The organism is Hydrogenophaga sp. OTU3427, from assembly GCF_038440225.1.
Taxonomy (GTDB): domain Bacteria; phylum Pseudomonadota; class Gammaproteobacteria; order Burkholderiales; family Burkholderiaceae_C; genus Hydrogenophaga.
Genome location: NZ_JASATI010000001.1, coordinates 110268 through 129095, shown reverse-complemented (window position 1 = coordinate 129095; position 18828 = coordinate 110268). Strand labels below are relative to the sequence as shown.

The 18828-nt window shown below is 68.3% G+C and carries 19 protein-coding genes; 18 read left to right on the top strand and 1 reads right to left on the bottom strand.

Features of this window, described 5'->3' with window-relative positions; genetic code table 11:
* The first annotated feature begins 2 nt into the window (after positions 1-2).
* Genes AAHB17_RS00570 through AAHB17_RS00560 form a run of 3 tightly spaced genes read left to right on the top strand, consistent with a single transcriptional unit; the run spans position 3 to position 2866 of the window.
* Complete coding sequence (locus AAHB17_RS00570; RefSeq protein WP_342128460.1) at positions 3-923, top strand: hydroxymethylglutaryl-CoA lyase; 921 nt, start codon at positions 3-5, stop codon at positions 921-923.
* A gap of 45 nt (positions 924-968) precedes the next feature.
* Positions 969-1949 carry a Bug family tripartite tricarboxylate transporter substrate binding protein gene (locus AAHB17_RS00565; RefSeq protein WP_342128459.1) on the top strand — a complete coding sequence of 327 codons (981 nt, stop codon included), beginning with the start codon at positions 969-971 and terminating at the stop codon, positions 1947-1949.
* A 5-nt stretch (positions 1950-1954) separates the two neighbouring features.
* Positions 1955-2866, top strand: coding sequence for a LysR family transcriptional regulator (locus AAHB17_RS00560; protein WP_342128458.1), 912 nt, complete (start codon positions 1955-1957; stop codon positions 2864-2866).
* A gap of 22 nt (positions 2867-2888) precedes the next feature.
* On the opposite strand, the gene AAHB17_RS00555 is transcribed toward AAHB17_RS00560, so the two are convergent.
* Positions 2889-3023, bottom strand: a complete 135-nt coding sequence (locus AAHB17_RS00555; protein ID WP_342128457.1) for a hypothetical protein — start codon at positions 3021-3023, stop codon at positions 2889-2891.
* A 159-nt stretch (positions 3024-3182) separates the two neighbouring features.
* Here AAHB17_RS00555 and AAHB17_RS00550 point away from each other — a divergent pair, with 159 nt between their 5' ends.
* From AAHB17_RS00550 to AAHB17_RS00480, 15 genes are all read left to right on the top strand, one after another.
* Positions 3183-3941: a 3-hydroxyacyl-CoA dehydrogenase gene (locus AAHB17_RS00550; protein ID WP_342128456.1), complete on the top strand. Its 759-nt coding sequence runs from the start codon at positions 3183-3185 to the stop codon at positions 3939-3941.
* A 65-nt stretch (positions 3942-4006) separates the two neighbouring features.
* Positions 4007-5842: a gamma-glutamyltransferase family protein gene (locus AAHB17_RS00545; RefSeq protein WP_342128455.1), complete on the top strand. Its 1836-nt coding sequence runs from the start codon at positions 4007-4009 to the stop codon at positions 5840-5842.
* A 27-nt stretch (positions 5843-5869) separates the two neighbouring features.
* Entirely contained in the window at positions 5870-7417 is a 1548-nt protein-coding gene (locus tag AAHB17_RS00540; RefSeq protein WP_342128454.1) for a GGDEF domain-containing protein, read from the top strand.
* A gap of 161 nt (positions 7418-7578) precedes the next feature.
* Entirely contained in the window at positions 7579-8589 is a 1011-nt protein-coding gene (locus AAHB17_RS00535) for a sulfate ABC transporter substrate-binding protein (RefSeq protein WP_342128453.1), read from the top strand.
* Positions 8590-8632: 43 nt separating this feature from the next.
* A complete protein-coding gene (gene ssuE / locus AAHB17_RS00530; protein WP_342128452.1) occupies positions 8633-9217 on the top strand; it encodes an NADPH-dependent FMN reductase in 585 nt (194 codons plus the stop codon).
* A 112-nt stretch (positions 9218-9329) separates the two neighbouring features.
* Complete coding sequence (locus AAHB17_RS00525) at positions 9330-10403, top strand: aliphatic sulfonate ABC transporter substrate-binding protein (RefSeq protein WP_342128451.1); 1074 nt, start codon at positions 9330-9332, stop codon at positions 10401-10403.
* A gap of 91 nt (positions 10404-10494) precedes the next feature.
* Entirely contained in the window at positions 10495-11466 is a 972-nt protein-coding gene (locus AAHB17_RS00520) for a sulfonate ABC transporter substrate-binding protein (RefSeq protein WP_342128450.1), read from the top strand.
* A 9-nt stretch (positions 11467-11475) separates the two neighbouring features.
* Complete coding sequence (gene ssuD / locus AAHB17_RS00515) at positions 11476-12639, top strand: FMNH2-dependent alkanesulfonate monooxygenase (RefSeq protein ID WP_342128449.1); 1164 nt, start codon at positions 11476-11478, stop codon at positions 12637-12639.
* Positions 12640-12651: 12 nt separating this feature from the next.
* Positions 12652-13524, top strand: coding sequence for an aliphatic sulfonate ABC transporter permease SsuC (gene ssuC / locus AAHB17_RS00510; RefSeq protein ID WP_342128448.1), 873 nt, complete (start codon positions 12652-12654; stop codon positions 13522-13524).
* A 10-nt stretch (positions 13525-13534) separates the two neighbouring features.
* Complete coding sequence (locus AAHB17_RS00505; protein ID WP_342128447.1) at positions 13535-14338, top strand: ATP-binding cassette domain-containing protein; 804 nt, start codon at positions 13535-13537, stop codon at positions 14336-14338.
* Between the two features lie 19 nt (positions 14339-14357).
* Positions 14358-14573 carry a TOBE domain-containing protein gene (locus AAHB17_RS00500; RefSeq protein WP_342128446.1) on the top strand — a complete coding sequence of 72 codons (216 nt, stop codon included), beginning with the start codon at positions 14358-14360 and terminating at the stop codon, positions 14571-14573.
* Between the two features lie 150 nt (positions 14574-14723).
* The gene (locus tag AAHB17_RS00495; RefSeq protein WP_342128445.1) at positions 14724-15725 is read left to right on the top strand and encodes a sulfate ABC transporter substrate-binding protein; all 1002 of its coding nucleotides are present in this window, start codon (positions 14724-14726) and stop codon (positions 15723-15725) included.
* Positions 15726-16616, top strand: coding sequence for a sulfate ABC transporter permease subunit CysT (gene cysT, locus AAHB17_RS00490; RefSeq protein WP_342128444.1), 891 nt, complete (start codon positions 15726-15728; stop codon positions 16614-16616).
* Positions 16613-17527, top strand: a complete 915-nt coding sequence (cysW, locus tag AAHB17_RS00485) for a sulfate ABC transporter permease subunit CysW (protein ID WP_342128443.1) — start codon at positions 16613-16615, stop codon at positions 17525-17527. Before cysT ends, cysW begins: the two co-directional genes overlap by 4 nt.
* Complete coding sequence (locus AAHB17_RS00480; RefSeq protein WP_342128442.1) at positions 17524-18612, top strand: sulfate/molybdate ABC transporter ATP-binding protein; 1089 nt, start codon at positions 17524-17526, stop codon at positions 18610-18612. Before cysW ends, AAHB17_RS00480 begins: the two co-directional genes overlap by 4 nt.
* The last annotated feature ends 216 nt before the right edge of the window (positions 18613-18828 follow it).

Genomic DNA, 18828 nt, shown 5'->3' with positions numbered 1-18828 from the left:
GCATGGAACAGATACACATCACCGACGTCTCCCCCCGCGACGGCCTGCAGAACCAGCAGGTCGCGGTGGACACCGCCGCCAAGCTGCGGCTGATCCAGCTGCTGGCCGCGGCCGGCGTGCAAAGCGTGGAGGCCACCAGTTTCGTGTCGCCCAAGGCGGTGCCGCAGATGGCCGACGCCGCCGAGCTGGTGCCGCTGATCGCCTCCCGGCTGCCCGCGTTGCGCACCTCGGTGCTGGTGCCCAACCTCAAGGGCCTGGAGCGCGCCCACGCGGCCGGCGCGCGCGAGATCGCGGTGGTGCTCTCGGCCACCGAAACCATGAACCAGAAGAACATCAACATGGGCCTGCGGCAGGCCACCGAGGTCAGCGAACAAACGCTGCGGGCGGCGCAGGCCCTGGGCCTGCGCACCCGCGCCTACGTGGCCGTGGCCTTTGATTGCCCATTCGAGGGCGAGACCGCGCTGGACACCGTGGTGACGCTGGCGCTGCGCATGCACGGCGCGGGCGCGGGTGAGGTGGTCATCGCCGACACCATCGGCTCGGCCTCGCCCGGCATGGTCAAGCAGCGCCTGGCCGCCATCGCGCAGGCCGTGCCCCGCGACCAGCTGGCGGTGCACTTCCACGACACGCGAGGCATGGGCGTGGCCAACGCCTGGGCCGCGCTGGAGGCCGGCATACGGCGCTTCGACGCCAGCGTGGGCGGCATCGGCGGCTGCCCGTTCGCCCCCGGCGCCGCTGGCAACGTGGCCACCGAAGACCTGGTGCTGATGGCCGAACGCAGCGGCTTCGCCACCGGCATCCGCCTGGACGGCCTGCTCGACGCCATCGACTTCGCCGAGACCCAGCTGCAGCGCCCGCTGGGCGGACGCGCCATCACCTGGTTGCGCCGCCAGCGCGACAAGGCGCGCGCCGCCACGGGCTGATGCCCAGCCTGCCCGGATGCTTCACCACAACCACGGAGACACACCATGCACACCACCCCACGCCGCGCCCTGCTCGCCCTGGCGCTGACCACACTGGCCGCCGCTGCGCTGCCGGCGGCCGCGCAGGACTACCCCAGCAAGCCGATCCGCCTGATCGTGCCCTTCGCGCCCGGTGGCGTGACCGACACCAGCGCGCGCATCGTGGCCGAAAAACTGGGCCAGCGCCTGGGTCAGCAGGTGGTGGTGGACAACAAGCCGGGCGCCTCGGGCAACATCGGCACCCAGATGGCGGCCACCGCCGCGCCCGACGGCTACACCCTGGTGCTGGGTTTCGACGGCACGCTGGTGATCAACCCGCATGTCTATGCCAAGGTGCCCTTCGATACCCTCAAGGACCTGGCGCCGGTGAGCAAGATCGGCGATGCCGTGCTGATCATCGTCACCCACCCGAGCGTGCCGGTGAAAAACTTCAACGAGCTGGTGGCCTACTCCAAGGCGCAGCCCGGTGGCGTGTCCTACGGCAGCGCCGGCACCGGCAGCACGCCCCACCTGGCGGGCGAACTGCTCAAGCAACGCACCGGCGCCCACTTCGTGCACATCCCCTACAAGGGGGGCGGCCAGGCCATGAGCGACGTGGTCGGGGGCACCCTGCCCATGCTCTACACGGCGGTGGCCGGCGCCTATCCCTTCGTGACACAAGGCAAGCTCCATCCGATCGCGGTGTCCAGCGCCACCCGCCTGCCGTCCCTGCCCAACGTGCCCACCGTGGCCGAGGCCGGCGTGCCGGGCTTTGAATCCAGTTCCTGGGTCGGCATCCTGGCGCCCGCAGCCACGCCCCGGCCCATCGTCGAGCGGCTGCAGCGCGAGATCCACGCCGTTGTGCAGTCGCCGGACGTGAAGGAGCGGCTGGCCTCGCTGGGCATCGCCGCCGCGGGCAACACGCCGGCCGAGTTCGGCACCCAGATTCAGGCCGATCTCAAGAAATACGCCGAGGTGGTGAAAGCCGCCAACGTCAAGGTGGAATAAAGCGGATGGAATGGACCCAACGGCTGCGCATGCGCCAGCTCTACCTGCTGGTGGCCCTGTACGAGAACCGCAACGTGAGCCACACGGCGGCCCGCATGGGGGTGACACAGCCCGGCCTGTCCAAGTGGCTGGGGGAGCTGGAGGAAGACCTCAACGTCAAGCTGTTCAAGCGCGGCCCGCGCGGCCTGGAGCCGACCGACTACTGTGCCGCGCTGGTGCAGCATGCGCGCGCCATCATCGGGGAGCTGGACCGCACCCAGACCACCATACGGCTGCTGAGCAACGGCATCACCGGCAACCTGGTGGTGGGCACCACGCCCACCGTGGCCACGGGCGTGGTGCCGCGCGCGGCGCACCTGCTGGGCAAACGCCACCCCGATGCCTTCCTGCGCCTGGTCGAGGACCGGCTGGACCTGCTGATGCCACAGTTGCTCGAAGGGCGCATGGACTTCGTGGTGACACGCACCGACCAGGCGCGGCTGGAGCCCGGCCTGCGCTGCGACCTGCTCTACCCCGAGCACATCCGCATCGTGGTGGGCCCCCAGCACCCGCTGGCACGCAAGCGCAAGCTGGCCTGGGCCGATGTCATGCGCTACCCGTGGATCACCCCGCCCAAGACCAGCCCGATACGGCGGGAGCTGGAACACGAGCTGGCGCTGGCCGGCCAGCCGACCCCGCGCTACCGCGTCGAGTCGGGCTCCACGCTGGTCATCCTCTCGATGCTGCAGGACGGCGACCTGGTGGCCCCGATGTCGGGGCGCCTGATGGAGAGCTTCCACAAGAACCACCAGTTGGTGCCCCTGCCCCTGCCCTACCTGCGCGAAGGCAGCGTGGGCGTGATCCGGCGACTCGAGGCGGTGGAAACCCCTTTGCACAAGGCCTTCATGGAAGGCCTGCTGCAGGCGGCGCGCGGCTGATGCGCCGGCGCCTGGATGGCGCTCAGTCCAGTTCGTACACGGACACCTGCGCGCTCGCGGCCACCACGTTGAGCACACAGATCTCGCGGGTCGTCTTCGCGTTGTTCAGGGCGCCGCCCCGGCCGGTCAGCTTGCGGAAAATGGCTTTGATGGTCATAAGGCCTCGCTCAGTGGTTGATACTGTACATATTAACAGTATTTTGACAGTTGTGTCGGCCAAGCCGTTGCCAGGCCAGGGCGCCAGGGCCAGGCGCATGCGTGATAATTGACGTTTACGTAAACGTCACATCAACCCATCCACACAGAGGAGCATTCCATGGACATCGCAGGCAAGGTATTCATCGTCACCGGCGGCGCATCGGGCCTGGGCGAAGGCACGGCGCGCATGTTGGCCGCCCACGGCGCCAAGGTCGTGGTCGCCGACATGCAGGCCGACAAGGGAGAGGCCGTGGCCCAGGCCATCGGCGGCGCCTTCATCAAGTGTGACGTGAGCAACGAGGCCGACGGCCAGGCCGCCGTGGCGCTGGCCACCTCGCTGGGCAAGCTCATGGGCCTGGTCAACTGCGCCGGCATCGCGCCGGCCGAGAAGACCGTGGGCAAGAGCGGCCCGCACGCACTGGCCGTCTACACCAAGACCATCATGGTCAACCTGGTGGGCAGCTTCAACATGATCCGCCTGGCCGCCGACGCCATGTGCAAGAACGAGCCCGAGGCCACCGGCGAACGCGGCGTGCTGATCAGCACCGCCAGCGTGGCGGCCTACGACGGCCAGATCGGCCAGGCCGCCTACGCCGCCAGCAAGGGCGGCGTGGTGGGCATGACCCTGCCCATCGCGCGCGACCTGGCGCGCAACGGCATCCGCAACATGACCATCGCGCCTGGCATCTTCGGCACGCCCATGCTGTTCTCCATGCCGCAGGAGGTGCAGGACGCCCTGGCCGCCGGCGTGCCCTTCCCCAGCCGCCTGGGCACGCCCAGCGACTACGCCAAGCTGGTCAAGCACATCATCGAGAACGACATGCTCAACGGCGAGGTGATCCGCCTGGACGGCGCCATCCGCCTGGCGCCCCGCTGACACCAGGGCCGCTGCACCAACGGGTGATCTGCGGTTTATGATGGTTTTCCGAGGAGGAAAACCACATGCCCGTCCACCCGATCACGCTGTTGCGCCGTCTGACCGCGTGCAGTGCCACCACATCGGCCGCCTTGCTGCTGGCCGCCTGTGCCAGCGGGCCCGGCCCGTTCACCTACCAGGTGCCCCGGCAGCCCGAAGCGGCCTCGGGCTACACCGAAAAGCCGGGCTGGGCAACCCGCTCCTTTGCGGTGGCGGCCGCCAACCCGCTGGCCACCGACGCCGGCTATCAGATCCTGAAGGCCGGCGGCAGCGCGGTCGACGCCGCCATCGCGGTGCAGATGGTGCTGACCCTGGTCGAGCCCCAGTCCAGTGGCATCGGTGGCGGCGCCTTTCTGCTGCACCACGATGGCCGCACCACGGCGGCCTACGATGGCCGCGAGACCGCGCCCGCCGCAGCCGATGACAGGCTGTTCCTGACGGCCGACGGCAAACCCATGGTGTTTCACGACGCCGTGGTCGGTGGCCGCTCGGTGGGGGTGCCCGGCACCGTGCGCATGCTGGAAATGGCGCACCAGAAGCACGGCAAGCTGCCCTGGGCGGCGCTGTTCCAGCCAGCCATCACGCTGGCCACCCAGGGCTTCCCGGTCAGCCCGCGGCTGCACACCTTGCTGGCCGCCGAACCGCACCTCAAGAAGGACCCCACGGCGGCGGCCTACTTCTACCGCGCCGACGGCACGCCCCACCCGGTGGGCCATGTGCTCAGGAACCCGGAGCTGGCCCAGGTGCTCGATGCCATCGCCCGGCAAGGGTCGCGGGCACTGCACGAAGGCCCGGTGGCCCAGGCCATCGTCGACAAGGTGAGGCGCCACCCGACCAACCCGGGCCAGCTCAGCCTGGCCGACCTGGCCGGCTACGCCCCCAAGGAGCGCGAAGCCCTGTGCCACGACCTCGCGGGGGCCGGCCAACCCCGGCGCGACTTCCGCGTCTGCGGTTTTCCGCCGCCCAGCTCGGGAGCGATCGCGGTCGGTCAAATCCTGGGGATCCTGGCCCGCACACCAGCGGCCCAACTGCCGCTGCAGGACGGCCTGCCTTCGGCCGACTGGCTGCACAGCTACGCCGAGGCATCGCGCCTGGCCTTCGCCGACCGCGCCCAGTACGTGGCCGACCCCGACTTCGTGGCCCCGCCAGCGGGCAGCTGGATGAGCCTGCTCGACCCCGCCTACCTGACACAACGGGCGCGACTGATCGGCCCGCAGGCCAACAAGGCGGCCCAGCCCGGCAACCCGGGTGGCGCGAAGACGGCCCACGCGCCCATGCCCGAGCAGCCCGAGTACGGCACCAGCCACATCAGCATCGTCGACGGCCGGGGCAACGCGCTGGCCATGACCACCACCATCGAGGACGCCTTCGGCGCGCGCCAGATGGTCCAGGGCTTCCTGCTCAACAACGAGCTGACGGACTTCAGCTTCGCGCCCACCGGTGCCGACGGACAACCCATCGCCAACCGCGTGCAGCCGGGCAAACGCCCGCGTTCGTCCATGTCGCCCTCGCTGGTGTTCGACAAGGACAGCGGCCAACTGGTCATGAGCGCCGGCAGCCCCGGTGGCGCGCTGATCATCCACTACACCGCCAAGACCCTGCACGGCGTGCTCAACTGGGGCCTGCTGCCCCAACAAGCCATCGACCTGCCCAACTTCGGCGCCACCGGCGCGCCCACGCTGCTGGAGGAAAAACGCTTCCCGGCCGCCACCGTCGAGGCCCTCAAGGCCCGCGGCCACGAGGTGCGCGAAATGAACATGACCAGTGGCCTGCAAGGCATTGCCCGGGGCCAGGCCCATGGACAGGCCATCTGGTGGGGCGGCGCCGACCCGCGCCGCGAGGGCGTGGTGATGGGCGACTGAACGCCCCACCGCTCGCCCCAACACGCCATGGACACCCGCACCCCCACCGACCTGGCCCGCGAAACCGTCAGGCAATTGACGGCCCGCAAGCTGCCGCCCACGCCCGACAACTACCAGCGCATCTGGCACGAAATCGCCGGCACACGCCCGGCACGGCCCTTCCCCACCGAGCAGATGATGGCCCTGGCGGCGGCCCTGCCCACCGCCACGCCAGCGCAGAGGCGGGTGCAGTTGCAGGTGGAAAAAGCGGTCAGCCAGTGCAACTGGGCCGGTTTGGAAAAGGCCCTGGTGGACTACGCCAGCGTGCCCCAACCGCCCGCGCAGCCGGGCGGGATCGCGGCCCGGCCGGTGTTGGGGTCCGGCGTGGTGCAGGAAGGCGCCGGCATCGCGCCCGATCTGCTCGAACAGATCGCCCGTCTGGTGGACAACACCCTGCCCGCCGTGGGCAACGAGGACCAGCGCGTCAACGAACTGGCGGACAAACTGATCCAGTACCTGCGCCAACCCGACTGCGACCCGGCGGTGCTCAAGGTCATGCTGGGCAACTTCAGCTACCGGCTCTCGTTCTCGGCCGAGGAACAGGGCGCGATCAAGAACACCCTGCTCAACCTGCTCAACCTGGTGTTTGAGAACATCGCCGAGCTGAGCCTGGACGACCGCTGGCTGCACGGCCAGGTGGAGGCCCTCAAGAGCGCCACCCAGCCGCCCCTGGTGCTCAAGCGCCTGGAGGAGGTGCAAAGCCGCCTGCGCGACGTGATCCACAAGCAGGCCGAGGTGAAGGCCCAGACGCTGGCGGCGCAACAGGACATGAAGGAGATGCTGGCCGGCTTCATCGAGCGGCTCGGCCGCATGACGGAAAACAGCAGCGACTTCACCCAGAAGCTGGACCGCTGTGCCAGACAGCTCGAGTCGGCCGGCACGCTGAGCGACATCGCGCCGGTGCTGCAGGAGGCCATCGCGGCCACCCGCTCCATGGCCACCGATGCGCAACGGGCCAGCGACGAGTTGCGAGAACTGCGCAAGAAGGCCGAACACACCGACGCCGAGGTGTTGCGTCTGCAGCAGCAGCTGGACCACGCCAGCGCCCAGATGCGCCACGACCCCCTGACCGGCGCCCTCAACCGCAAGGGCCTGGACGAAGACCTCAAGCGCGAGCTGGCGCGCTCGCGGCGCATGGACACGCCCATGTGCGTGGCCCTGCTCGACCTCGACGACTTCAAGAAGATCAACGACGCCCACGGCCACGACACCGGCGACGCCGCCCTGGTGCACCTGGCCCACGTGGCGCGGCAGGTGCTGCGCCCACAGGACACGGTGGCCCGCTACGGCGGCGAGGAATTCGTGATCGTTTTGCCCGACACCACGCTCGACCAGGGCGTGGAGGCCATGGCGCGGCTGCAGCGCGAGCTGACCAAGCGGTTTTTCCTCGAAGGCAACGAGCGCCTGCTGATCACCTTCAGCGCCGGCGTGGCCCAACTGCTGGCCGACGAGGGGGGCGCCGACGCCATCAAACGCGCCGACCAGGGCATGTACCTGGCCAAGCGAAGCGGCAAGAACCGCGTCGTGGCGGTCTGAGCAGGTGTCGACGATCCACAAAAGGTCGCTCAAGCCCTTGTGCAACAAGGCCTTTTTCTTCAGATGATTCCGTAATAAACAACCAAAAAAGGATTGGTTCCGTTAATGAGGAAATGTCCAGATCATGCGAACACCTGATGTTCCTGATAAGGATGTTTTCCATGATCTCCCGCCGCCAGACCCTCCGCTTCCTGAGCACCGCCGCCCTGGGCACCAGCCTGGCCACCGCCGCGCTGGCCCAGCAGGTCACCCTGCTCAACGTGTCCTACGACCCGACGCGCGAACTCTACGTTGAGTACAACGCCGCCTTCACCAAACACTGGAAGACCAAGACCGGCCAGGATGTGACCGTCAAGCAGTCGCACGGCGGCTCGGGCAAGCAGGCCCGCTCCATCATCGACGGCCTGGACGCCGACGTCGCCACCCTGGCCCTGGCCGGTGACACCGACGCGCTGCACAGCAACGGCAACTGGATCCCCAAGGACTGGCAGAAGCGCCTGCCCCTGAACAGCTCGCCCTACACCTCCACCATCGTGCTGGTCACGCGCGCCGGCAACCCCAAGAACATCAAGGACTGGGACGACCTGATCCGTCCGGACGTCAAGGTCATCACGCCCAACCCCAAGACCTCGGGTGGCGCCCGCTGGAACTACCTGGCCGCCTGGGAATTCGCCAAGCGCAAGTACGGCGGTGACGACAAGGCCAAGGACTTCGTCGCCAAGCTCTACAACAACGTGCCGGTGCTCGACACCGGTGCCCGCGGCTCCACCATCACGTTCTCGCAACGCAACCAGGGCGACGTGCTGGTCGCCTGGGAGAACGAAGCCTACCTGCTGGAAAAGGAATTCGGCAACAAGGTGGACTTCATCTACCCCTCGCTGAGCATCCTGGCCGAACCGGCCGTGACCCTGGTCGACAAGAACGTGGACAAGAAGGGCACCCGCGCCGTGGCCGAGGAATACCTGAAGTTCCTCTACAGCGAAGAGGCGCAGGACATCATCGGCAAGAACTTCTACCGCCCGACCTCGGCCAAGGCGCAGGCCAAGTACGCGAAACAGCTGCCCAAGATCAACCTGTTCAAGCTGGACGACGCCTTCGGCGGCTGGGACAAGGCGACCAAGATCCACTTCGCCGACGGTGGCAGCTTCGACCAGATCTACACCAAGAAGTGACACCGCGCCACGCCACCTCCCGCCAACCGTCCCGCACCCCGCCATGTCCATTCTCCTGATCGCCGGCAGCCCCTCCGAACCCTCGCGCTCGGTGGCCCTGCTCGATGCCGTCGCCGAACGCCTGCAACGTCGGCACGGCGCCATCGAACGGCTGAACATCCGCGAACTCGCGCCACACGCCCTGCTGCTGGCCGACACCGGCCACCCCGGCATCAAGGCCGCGCTGGCACAGGTCGCACGGGCCCAGGCCCTGGTCGTGGCCACGCCGGTCTACAAGGCCGCCTACAGCGGCCTGCTCAAGGTCTTTCTCGACCTGCTGCCGCAGACCGCGCTCAAAGGCAAGGTGGTGCTGCCGCTGGCCACCGGCGGCAGCCCGCACCACATGCTGGCGCTGGACTACGCGCTGCGCCCGGTGCTGCAGGCGCTCTCGGCCCGGCACATCCTGCCCGGCGTCTACGCCACCGACACCCAGGTGCCACGCGACGTGCTGGGCAGCTACACCATCGGCGACGAAATCCACACCCGGCTCGACGACGCGGTGAACCTGCTCTTCAGCGAAGGCCTGCGCCTGCCGGCGGCCACCGGCTTTGCCCCGGTGCCCTTCAACCAGGTGCGATGTAGCGTCTGAACCGGAGGGCCCCCGGGCCCTCCGCCCTCCAACCCCGCTCACACAGGCCGCGCCACCCGTGCGGCCAGGGCAGCTGTTGCCCCCTGCTGCTGATGTCCTCTGGAGAAACGCCATGACCACACCCCACGTCGCACCCGAATTCGAAGACACCCACCTGCCATCCCAGGCCTTGCTGGACGAACGCATCGAACGCTGGATCTGGCGCCTGCTGGCCGCGGCCATCGCGGCCCTGGGGCTGGCCCTGCTGCTGCTGCCGGCGCCCAGCTACGCCCAGGCCAAGGCGCCCGAGTTGCTGCGCATCGGCTACCAGAAGTCGGCCGCCAACCTCGTCATCGTCAAGCAGTCCGGCTGGCTGGAACAGCGGCTGCCACACACCAAGGTGAGCTGGCTGGAATTCCCGGCCGGCCCGCAGCTGCTGGAAGCCCTGTCGGTCGGCAGCCTGGAATTCGGCCTCACCGGCGACTCGCCGCCGGTGTTCGCCCAGGCCGCCGGCAAGGACCTGCTCTACGTGGGCGCCGAGCCGCCCAAGCCCGACAGCTCGGCCGTGCTGGTGCTGGCGGATTCGCCGCTGAAGACGCTGGCCGACCTCAAAGGCCGCAAGATCGCCGTCCAGAAAGGTTCGAGCGCCCACTACCTGCTGGTGCGCGCGGTGGACAAGGCCGGCTTATCCTGGAACGACATCCAGCCCATCTACCTGACACCGGCCGACGCCCGCGCCGCCTTCGAGCGCAGGAGCGTGGACGCCTGGGCCATCTGGGACCCGTTCTACGCCGCCACCGAGCTGTCCCTGCGCCCCCGTGCGCTGGCCACCGGCCGCGAGCTGGCCAGCAACAACGCCTTCTACCTGGCCTCGCGCCCCTTCGCCACCGAACACGGCCCCACCCTCAAGGTGCTGCTGGAGGAACTGAGCCGCGCCGACCGTTTCGTGCAAACCCAGCGACCGCAGGCGATCAAGCTGATCGCCGACTTCAGCGGCCTGGACGCCGGCGTGGTCAGCCTGTTCCTGCAGCGCCGCCCGCCGTCGCCGGTGGCGCCGCTGAGCCCGGCCACCGTGGCGGACCAGCAGCGCGTGGCCGACGCCTTCCAGCGCCTGGGCCTGATCCCCAAGCCGGTGCAGGTGGCCGACATCGTCTGGCGGCACGACGCCACACGGCTGGCCAGCGCGGGCGCCCCCGCCACGCGCTGAGTCCACACACACCCTCCACACACACCCGTTGTCCAACGCCGCCCCTGCCGGGCTGCGTCGGGCCCGCTTTTGCCCCATCCAGGAGTTCTCCATGTCGCATTCCTCCATCAACCGCCGCCAATTCGTCACCCGCGCCGCCGCGGCCGCCACCGTGGCGGCCACCGCCGGCCTGGCCGCGTTTCCCGCCCCCGCACAAACCGGCCGCGTGCTGCGCATCGGCAACCAGAAAGGCCTGCTCTCGGTCCTCAAGGGCCGGGGCACGCTGGAGCAGCGCCTGGCGCCGCTGGGCGTGAAGGTCAGCTGGACCGAATTCACCGCCGGCCCGGTGCAGCTCGAAGCGCTCAACGTCGGCTCCATCGACTTCGGCGACGTGGGCGAGGCGCCGCCCATCTTTGCCCAGGCCGCCGGTGCACCGCTGGCCTATGTGGCCGCCACCCAGCCGCGCCCCGCGCTGGAAGCCGTGCTGGTGCCCAAGGATTCCGCCATCAAGACCGTGGCCGACCTCAAGGGCAAGAAGGTGGCCTACAACAAGGGCTCCAACGTGCAGTATTTCCTGGCCAAGCTGCTGGAGAAGCACGGCCTGAAATACGCGGACGTTCAGTCGGTCTTCCTGCCGCCGGCCGATGCCCGCGCCGCCTTCGAAAAGGGCTCGGTCGACGCCTGGGTGATCTGGGACCCCTTCCTGGCCGCGGCCGAGGTCACGCTGGACGCGCGCCTGCTGGCCGACGCCCAGGGCGTGGTCAACAACCGGGGCTACTACTTTTCCTCGCTGGACTACGCCAACCGCAACGACGACGTCATCAAGCTCGTCATCGACGAACTCAACAAGGTCGACCAGTGGGCCGCCGCCCACCGCGATGCCGCCGCCAAGGAACTGGCGGCCCTGTGGGGCCTGCCCAAGCCGGTGGTCGACAAATCGGTCGCCCGCACCGTCTACGGCACCACGCCCATCACCCGCGCCATCCTGCAGGAGCAGCAGGTCATCGCCGACACCTTCTTCGAGCTCAAGCTGATCCCGAAAAAAATCAACGTGCTGGACGCCGCCGCCGGCCGCCTGGCCTGAGAACACGCCATGAACATCTTCTGGTTCATCCCCACCCACGGCGACAGCCGCTACCTCGGCACCAGCGAAGGCGCCCGCCAGGTCAGCCACGACTACCTCAAGCAGGTCGCGCAAGCGGCCGACAGCCTGGGCTACGAGGGCGTGCTCATCCCCACCGGCCGCTCCTGCGAAGACCCCTGGGTGGTGGCCGCCAGCCTGCTGCCGGTCACGCAGCGCCTGAAGTTCCTGGTGGCCGTGCGCCCCGGCCTGCACCAGCCGTCGCTGGCCGCACGCATGGCGGCCACCTTCGACCGCCTTTCGGGCGGGCGCCTGCTGATCAACCTCGTCACCGGCGGCGACCAGACCGAACTCGAAGGCGACGGCGTCTTCCTGGACCACGCCCAGCGCTACGAACAGTCGGCCGAGTTCATCCGCATCTGGCGCGAGATCATCGCGCGCAGCCACACCGGCGAGGCCTTCGACTTCGATGGCCAACACCTGCAGGTCAAGGGTGCGCGCCTGCTCTACCCCTCGGTGCAGCAGCCCCACCCGCCGGTCTACTTCGGCGGTTCGTCCGAAGCGGCGCACGAGTTGGCGGCGGAACAGGTGGAGACCTACCTGACCTGGGGCGAGCCGCCGGCCGAGGTCGCCAAGAAGGTGGCCGACGTGCGCGCCCGCGCGGCACGCCACGGCCGCACCGTGAGGTTCGGCATCCGCCTGCACGTGATCGTGCGCGAGACCGAGGATGAGGCCTGGCAGGCCGCCGAGCGCCTGATCGGCAAGCTCGACGACGACACCGTGGTCCGTGCCCAGGCCGCCTTCTCGCGCATGGACTCGGAAGGCCAGCGCCGCATGGCCGCACTGCACGGCAACGGAAAGAGACGCTCTCGCGCCGACCTGGAGATCAGCCCCAACCTGTGGGCCGGCGTGGGTCTGGTGCGCGGCGGCGCCGGCACCGCCCTGGTGGGCGATCCCCAGACCGTGGCCGCGCGCATCCAGGCATACGCCGACCTGGGCCTGGACAGCTTCGTGCTGTCGGGCTACCCGCACCTGGAGGAAGCCTACCGCTTCGCCGAACTGGTGTTCCCGCTGCTGCCGCTGAAGCTGCGCGACAAGCTGCCCGGCCAGGCCGTCAACGGACCCTTCGGCGAGATCGTCGCCAACACCTACGCACCCCGCGTGTCGCAAAGCTGAAAGACCCACACCATGAACACGTCCGTGCGTGAACTGCAGACCACCCCGGTGCCCGACGTCATCGAGGCGCCAGGCTGGGGATTCCTCTCCCTCCCTCGCGTGCAGTGGGCCGGCCTGCTGGCGCAACTGGGCCAGCGCCTGCTGCCCTGGCTGGTGCCGGTGGCGCTGATCGCGGGCTGGCAACTGGCTTCCAGCAACGGCTGGCTGTCCTCGCGCGTGCTGCCCGCACCGCTGGAGGTCATCAAGGCTTTCTGGGCCCTGGCCGTGTCGGGTGAACTCTGGACCCACGTCAAGGTCAGCGCGGGTCGCGCCCTGGCCGGCCTGGCCATCGGTGGCGGCCTGGGCCTGCTGCTGGGCCTGCTGACCGGCTCGGTGCGCTTCTTCGAGACCCTGCTCGACTCCTCGGTGCAGATGGTGCGCAACATCCCCGCCCTGGCGCTGATCCCGCTGGTCATCCTGTGGTTCGGCATCGACGAGGCGGCCAAGCTGTTCCTGATCTCGGTGGCGGTGTTCTTCCCCATCTACCTCAACACCTTCCACGGCATCCGCAACGTCGACCCCGGCCTGATCGAGATGGGCCGCACCTACGGTCTGAGCCGCTGGGGCCTCTACACCCAGATCATCCTGCCCGGCGCCCTGTCCTCCATCCTGGTGGGCCTGCGGTTCTCGCTGGGCCTGATGTGGGTGATCCTGATCGTGGCCGAGACCATCTCGGCCCAGGCCGGCATCGGCTACCTGACCATGAACGCGCGCGAATTCCTGCAGACCGACATCGTGCTGGTGGGCATCCTGCTCTACGCCGCTTTGGGCAAGTTCGCGGACATTTTTGCCCGCTCCCTTGAACGCTACTGGCTGCGCTGGCACCCCGGATACCAGGCCAAGTGAGGAACACACCATGACACAAGACACACAACGCGGCGTGCGCCTGCAGCTGCAGCGCCTGAGCAAACACTACGGCCGGCGCGAAGTGCTGCGCCACAACGACCTCGTCATCGAGCCGGGCGAATTCGTCGCCATCGTGGGCCGCAGCGGCTGCGGCAAAAGCACGCTGCTGCGCCTGGTGGCCGGGCTCGAAGCCGCCACCAGCGGACAGCTTCTGCTGGACGGCCAGGACGTCAAGGGCCTGCACGAGGACACCCGCATCATGTTCCAGGACGCGCGCCTGCTGCCCTGGAAGCGCGTGGTGGACAACGTCGCCCTGGGCCTGCCGTCGGCCCGCCGCCAGGACGCCGAGGCGGTGCTCGGCCAGGTCGGCCTGGGCGACCGCCTCGAGGACTGGCCGGCGCGGCTGTCGGGCGGCCAGCGCCAGCGCGTCTCGCTGGCCCGCGCCCTGGTGCACCAGCCCCAGCTGCTGCTGCTCGACGAGCCGCTGGGCGCCCTCGACGCGCTGACCCGCATCGAGATGCACGAACTGATCGAAGGCCTGTGGACGCGCCACGGCTTCACCGCCCTGCTGGTCACCCACGACGTGCAGGAGGCCGTGGCCCTGGCCGACCGCGTGATCCTGATCGAGGACGGCGCGATCGCGCTGGACGAGCGCATCCCGCTGGCACGTCCGCGCTCGCGCGGCGACGCTGCCTTCGCCGCGATCGAGAAACGCATCCTGGACCGGGTGCTGCAGATTCCCGAAACCGACCCGCCAGTGCCCGACACCGCCTGGACCGGCATCCCCGCCAGCGGCCTGCGCTGGGCCATCTGATTTTTTCAAGGAGTTTTTCATGTCCATCCAAGCCATCAACGTCCGCAACCAGTTCAAGGGCCAGGTCAAGGAAATCATCCGCGGCGACGTCGTCTCCGAGGTCGACGTCGAAACCCCCTGGGGCATCGTCACCTCGGTCATCACCACCCGCTCCGTTGACGACCTGGGCCTGAAGGTCGGCTCCGACGTGGTCGCGCTGGTCAAGTCGACCGAGGTGTCCATCGCCAAGCTCTGAACCCCGCGCACGTCACACCACGGGCGGCCACCACGGCCGCCCGCTTTCTTTATGCCCATTTAGATATAAAGAAACAAGAACAAAGTCGTTTGCCTTTGGGAAGGAGGTCTTCAGAATCGCTCCATCCCCGATATTCCCTCTGGAGTCACGATGTCCGTTTCCTCGCTGCGCGCGACCCTCGCCGCCCTCGCCTTGGCCACCTCTTCGCTGGCCGGTGCCCAGACCTCCTTGCTCAACGTGTCCTACGACGTGGCGCGCGAGTTCTACAAGGACTTCAACACCGCCTTCGTGGCCCACCACAAGAAAACCACGGGCAAGGACATCAAGGTCGACCAGTCGCACGCCGGCAGCAGCGCCCAGGCGCGCGCCGTGGCCGACGGCCTGGAAGCCGATGTCGTGACCTTCAACACCACCACCGACGTCGACTTCCTGGCCGACAAGGGCGTGGTGGCCAAGGACTGGCGCCAGAAATTCCCGAATGGCGCGTCGCCCACCACCTCGACCATGCTGTTCCTGGTGCGCAACGGCAACCCCAAGGGCATCAAGGACTGGGACGACCTGATCAAGCCTGGCGTGCAGGTGGTGGTGGTCAACCCCAAGACCGGGGGCAACGGCCGCATGGCCTACCTGGCCGCCTGGGGCTATGTGCGCAGCAAGGGCGGCAGCGACGCCCAGGCCGCCGAGTTCGTGGGCAAGCTCTACAAGAACGTGCCGGTGCTGGCGCGTGGCGGGCGCGATGCCACCGGCATCTTTCTGCAACGCAACATCGGTGACGTGCTGGTGACCTTCGAGTCCGAGGTGGTGTCGGTGGACAACGAATTCGGCGCCGGCAAGGTCGACGCCATCCACCCCAGCGCCAGCATCGTGGCCGAGAACCCGGTGGCCATCGTCGAGCGCACCGTGAACAAGAAGGGCACGGCCGCCGAAGCCAAGGCCTACATCGACTTCCTGTACTCGGAAGAGGGCCAGGAGATCGCCGCCAAGCACAACATCCGCCCGCGCAACGAAGCCGTGCTGAAGAAATACGCCAAGGCCTTCAAGCCCCTGAAGCTGTTCACCGTGAACGACTACTTCGGCTCGCTGGCCGAAGCGCAGAAGGTGCACTTCAACGACGGCGGCCAGTTCGACAAGCTCTACACCGCGGGCAAATAAATGTCGTCTTCCGTCACCCTGGCCCTGCACGGATCGGAGGCGCTGGACGCGCCGCCGCGCAAGCGCGCGGCCAAGCGCGTGCTGCCCGGCTTCAACCTCACGCTGGGCTACACGGTCTTCTACCTGAGCCTGATCGTGCTGATCCCGCTCTCGGCGCTGGTCCTCAAGACCTTCTCGCTGACCTGGCCCCAGTTCGTCGAGGCCGTCACCGCGCCGCGTGTGCTGGCGTCCTACCGGCTCACCTTCGGTGCCTCGCTGTTCGCGGCCGCCGTCAACGTGGTCTTTGGCCTGCTCGTGGCCTGGGTGCTGGTGCGCTACGACTTTCCGGGCAAGAAGATCGCCGACGCGCTGGTCGACCTGCCCTTTGCCCTGCCGACCGCCGTGGCCGGCATCTCGCTCACCGCGCTGCTGGCCGGCAACGGCTGGATCGGGCAGTACCTCGAGCCGCTGGGCGTACAGCTGGCCTTCAACCCCAATGGGGTGGTGATCGCCCTCATCTTCATCGGCCTGCCCTTTGTGGTGCGCACGGTGCAGCCGGTGCTGGAAGACACCGAGAAGGAACTCGAAGAAGCCGCCATGTGCCTGGGCGCCACCCGCTGGCAGACCTTCACCAAGGTGATCTTTCCGGCCATCGCGCCCGCGCTGCTGACCGGCTTCGCCATGGCCTTCGCCCGCGCCATCGGTGAGTACGGCTCGGTCATCTTCATCGCCGGCAACATGCCCATGGTGTCGGAGATCACGCCGCTCATCATCATCGGCAAGCTGGAGCAGTACGACTACGCCGGCGCCACCGCCGTGGCCTCGGTCATGCTGGGCATCTCCTTCGTGCTGCTGCTGGTCATCAACGCGCTGCAGACCTGGCAGCGCAAGCGTTCGGGAGCCTCGTCATGAGCGCGCCGGCCAAGAAATCGCCCCACACCACCGAAGCGCCCTGGGTCCGCTGGACCCTGATCGGCATCGCGCTGGTCTTCATGTTCCTGTTCCTGGTGCTGCCGCTGGCCGCCGTCTTCACCGAGGCCCTGCGCAAGGGCTGGGCGGCCTACTGGGAAGCGCTCAAGGAACCTGACGCCTGGTCGGCCATCCGGCTGACGCTGATCACCGCGGCCATCGCCGTGCCGCTCAACCTGGTCTTCGGCATCGCCGCCGCCTGGTGCATCGCCAAGTACGAGTTCAAGGGCAAGTCCTTCCTCACCACCCTGATCGACCTGCCCTTCTCGGTGTCGCCGGTGGTGGCGGGCCTGATCTACGTGCTGGTGTTCGGCGCCCAGGGCTGGCTGGGCCCGTGGCTGATGGCACACGACATCAAGATCGTGTTCGCCGTGCCCGGCATCATCCTGGCCACCATCTTCGTCACCTTCCCCTTCATCGCGCGCGAGCTCATCCCGCTGATGCAGGCCCAGGGCAACGAGGAGGAACAGGCCGCGCAGGTGCTGGGCGCCAGCGGGTGGCAGACCTTCTGGTACGTCACGCTGCCCAACATCAAGTGGGGCCTGATCTACGGCGTGATCCTGTGCAACGCCCGCGCCATGGGCGAGTTCGGCGCGGTGTCGGTGGTCTCGGGCCACATCCGGGGCCAGACCAACACCATGCCGCTGCACGTCGAGATCCTCTACAACGAATACCAGTCGGTGGCCGCCTTCGCGGTGGCCTCTCTGCTGGCGCTGCTGGCCATCGTCACACTGGTCATCAAGAGCGCCGTCGAATGGCGCCACGAGCGCGAGATGAAGGCGATCGCCGAGCTGCCGCCCGAGAACCCAGCCGGCCGCCAAGACACGCCCCTGACCCTGAAAGCCGCATCATGAGCATCGAAATCCGCAACGTCTCCAAACAGTTCGGCGACTTCCGCGCCCTGGGCGATGTCAGCCTGGACATCGGCTCGGGCGAACTGGTCGCCCTGCTCGGCCCCTCGGGTTGCGGCAAGACCACGCTGCTGCGCATCATCGCCGGCCTGGAAACGGCCGACGCCGGCAGCATCCTGTTCAGCGGCGAGGACAGCACCGACAAGCACGTGCGCGAACGCAACGTGGGCTTTGTGTTCCAGCACTACGCGCTGTTCCGCCACATGACGGTGTTCGAGAACGTGGCCTTTGGCCTGCGCGTGAAGCCGCGCGGCGAACGCCCCAGCGAAGCGCAGATCAAGAGCAAGGTGACCGACCTGCTCAAGCTGGTGCAGCTGGACTGGCTGGCCGACCGCTACCCCTCTCAGCTCTCGGGCGGCCAGCGCCAGCGCATCGCCCTGGCACGCGCGCTGGCGGTGGAGCCCCAGGTGCTGCTGCTCGACGAGCCTTTCGGCGCGCTCGACGCCAAGGTGCGCAAGGAACTGCGCCGCTGGCTGCGCCGCCTGCACGACGAGCTGCACGTGACCAGCATCTTCGTCACCCACGACCAGGAAGAGGCGCTGGAAGTGGCCGACCGCGTGGTGCTGATGAACCGCGGCCAGATCGAACAGATCGGCACGCCGCAGGACGTCTGGGACCACCCGGCCAGCCCCTTCGTGTACGGCTTCCTGGGCGACGTGAACCTGTTCCACGGCCGCGCCCACGAGGGCCTGCTGCACCTGGACGGCGTGTCCATCGCCTCGCCCGAACACGCCGGTGCGCAGGACGCCCAGGCCTTTGCCTACGTGCGCCCACACGATCTGGACGTGCGCCGCTATGCGCCGGGCGAAACCGGCATCGTGGCCGAGCTGCAGCGCGCCATCGTGGTGGGCCCCATCGCCCGTCTGGAGCTGCTGCCGGTGGACGAACAGGCGCCCGGCGGGCACGACCCGCTGATCGAGGCCCAGATGTCGGCCGAGCAGTTCCGTGCGCTGGGCTTCAAGGAAGGCGAGAAGCTGGTGGTGTGTCCGAAGAAGGCGCGGGTGTTTTTGCAGCCTGAGGCAGTTTGATGCTTGGCTGGTGGGATCAGGCCGACGGCGCAGTCGGCTCCGCGGCTGTCCCCCGGCCTTCGGCCTCCTCCTTTATGCCGCTGCGCCGACCGCCCCGCCTGCCTGATCAGCGAGCGCTGTAGGCAAGCGTTGCAGGCATTCAGACACGCTGGCAGAACCTGGGTGTTGGGGTGCTTGACGCAGCGGCATAAAGGAGGAAGGCGCGCAGCGCCCGGG

Bases quoted from the DNA above. Each gene is read 5' to 3' on its own strand.
- AAHB17_RS00535 (WP_342128453.1), top strand. From the start codon at position 7,579: ATGATCTCCCGCCGCCAGACCCTCCGCTTCCTGAGCACCGCCGCCCTG.
- AAHB17_RS00560 (WP_342128458.1), top strand. From the start codon at position 1,955: ATGGAATGGACCCAACGGCTGCGCATGCGCCAGCTCTACCTGCTGGTG.
- AAHB17_RS00480 (WP_342128442.1), top strand. From the start codon at position 17,524: ATGAGCATCGAAATCCGCAACGTCTCCAAACAGTTCGGCGACTTCCGC.
- AAHB17_RS00520 (WP_342128450.1), top strand. From the start codon at position 10,495: ATGTCGCATTCCTCCATCAACCGCCGCCAATTCGTCACCCGCGCCGCC.
- ssuC (WP_342128448.1), top strand. From the start codon at position 12,652: ATGAACACGTCCGTGCGTGAACTGCAGACCACCCCGGTGCCCGACGTC.
- ssuE (WP_342128452.1), top strand. From the start codon at position 8,633: ATGTCCATTCTCCTGATCGCCGGCAGCCCCTCCGAACCCTCGCGCTCG.
- AAHB17_RS00525 (WP_342128451.1), top strand. From the start codon at position 9,330: ATGACCACACCCCACGTCGCACCCGAATTCGAAGACACCCACCTGCCA.
- AAHB17_RS00505 (WP_342128447.1), top strand. From the start codon at position 13,535: ATGACACAAGACACACAACGCGGCGTGCGCCTGCAGCTGCAGCGCCTG.
- AAHB17_RS00495 (WP_342128445.1), top strand. From the start codon at position 14,724: ATGTCCGTTTCCTCGCTGCGCGCGACCCTCGCCGCCCTCGCCTTGGCC.
- AAHB17_RS00500 (WP_342128446.1), top strand. From the start codon at position 14,358: ATGTCCATCCAAGCCATCAACGTCCGCAACCAGTTCAAGGGCCAGGTC.
- AAHB17_RS00545 (WP_342128455.1), top strand. From the start codon at position 4,007: ATGCCCGTCCACCCGATCACGCTGTTGCGCCGTCTGACCGCGTGCAGT.
- AAHB17_RS00555 (WP_342128457.1), bottom strand. From the start codon at position 3,023: ATGACCATCAAAGCCATTTTCCGCAAGCTGACCGGCCGGGGCGGCGCC.
- AAHB17_RS00550 (WP_342128456.1), top strand. From the start codon at position 3,183: ATGGACATCGCAGGCAAGGTATTCATCGTCACCGGCGGCGCATCGGGC.
- ssuD (WP_342128449.1), top strand. From the start codon at position 11,476: ATGAACATCTTCTGGTTCATCCCCACCCACGGCGACAGCCGCTACCTC.
- AAHB17_RS00570 (WP_342128460.1), top strand. From the start codon at position 3: ATGGAACAGATACACATCACCGACGTCTCCCCCCGCGACGGCCTGCAG.
- AAHB17_RS00565 (WP_342128459.1), top strand. From the start codon at position 969: ATGCACACCACCCCACGCCGCGCCCTGCTCGCCCTGGCGCTGACCACA.
- AAHB17_RS00540 (WP_342128454.1), top strand. From the start codon at position 5,870: ATGGACACCCGCACCCCCACCGACCTGGCCCGCGAAACCGTCAGGCAA.
- cysW (WP_342128443.1), top strand. From the start codon at position 16,613: ATGAGCGCGCCGGCCAAGAAATCGCCCCACACCACCGAAGCGCCCTGG.
- cysT (WP_342128444.1), top strand. From the start codon at position 15,726: ATGTCGTCTTCCGTCACCCTGGCCCTGCACGGATCGGAGGCGCTGGAC.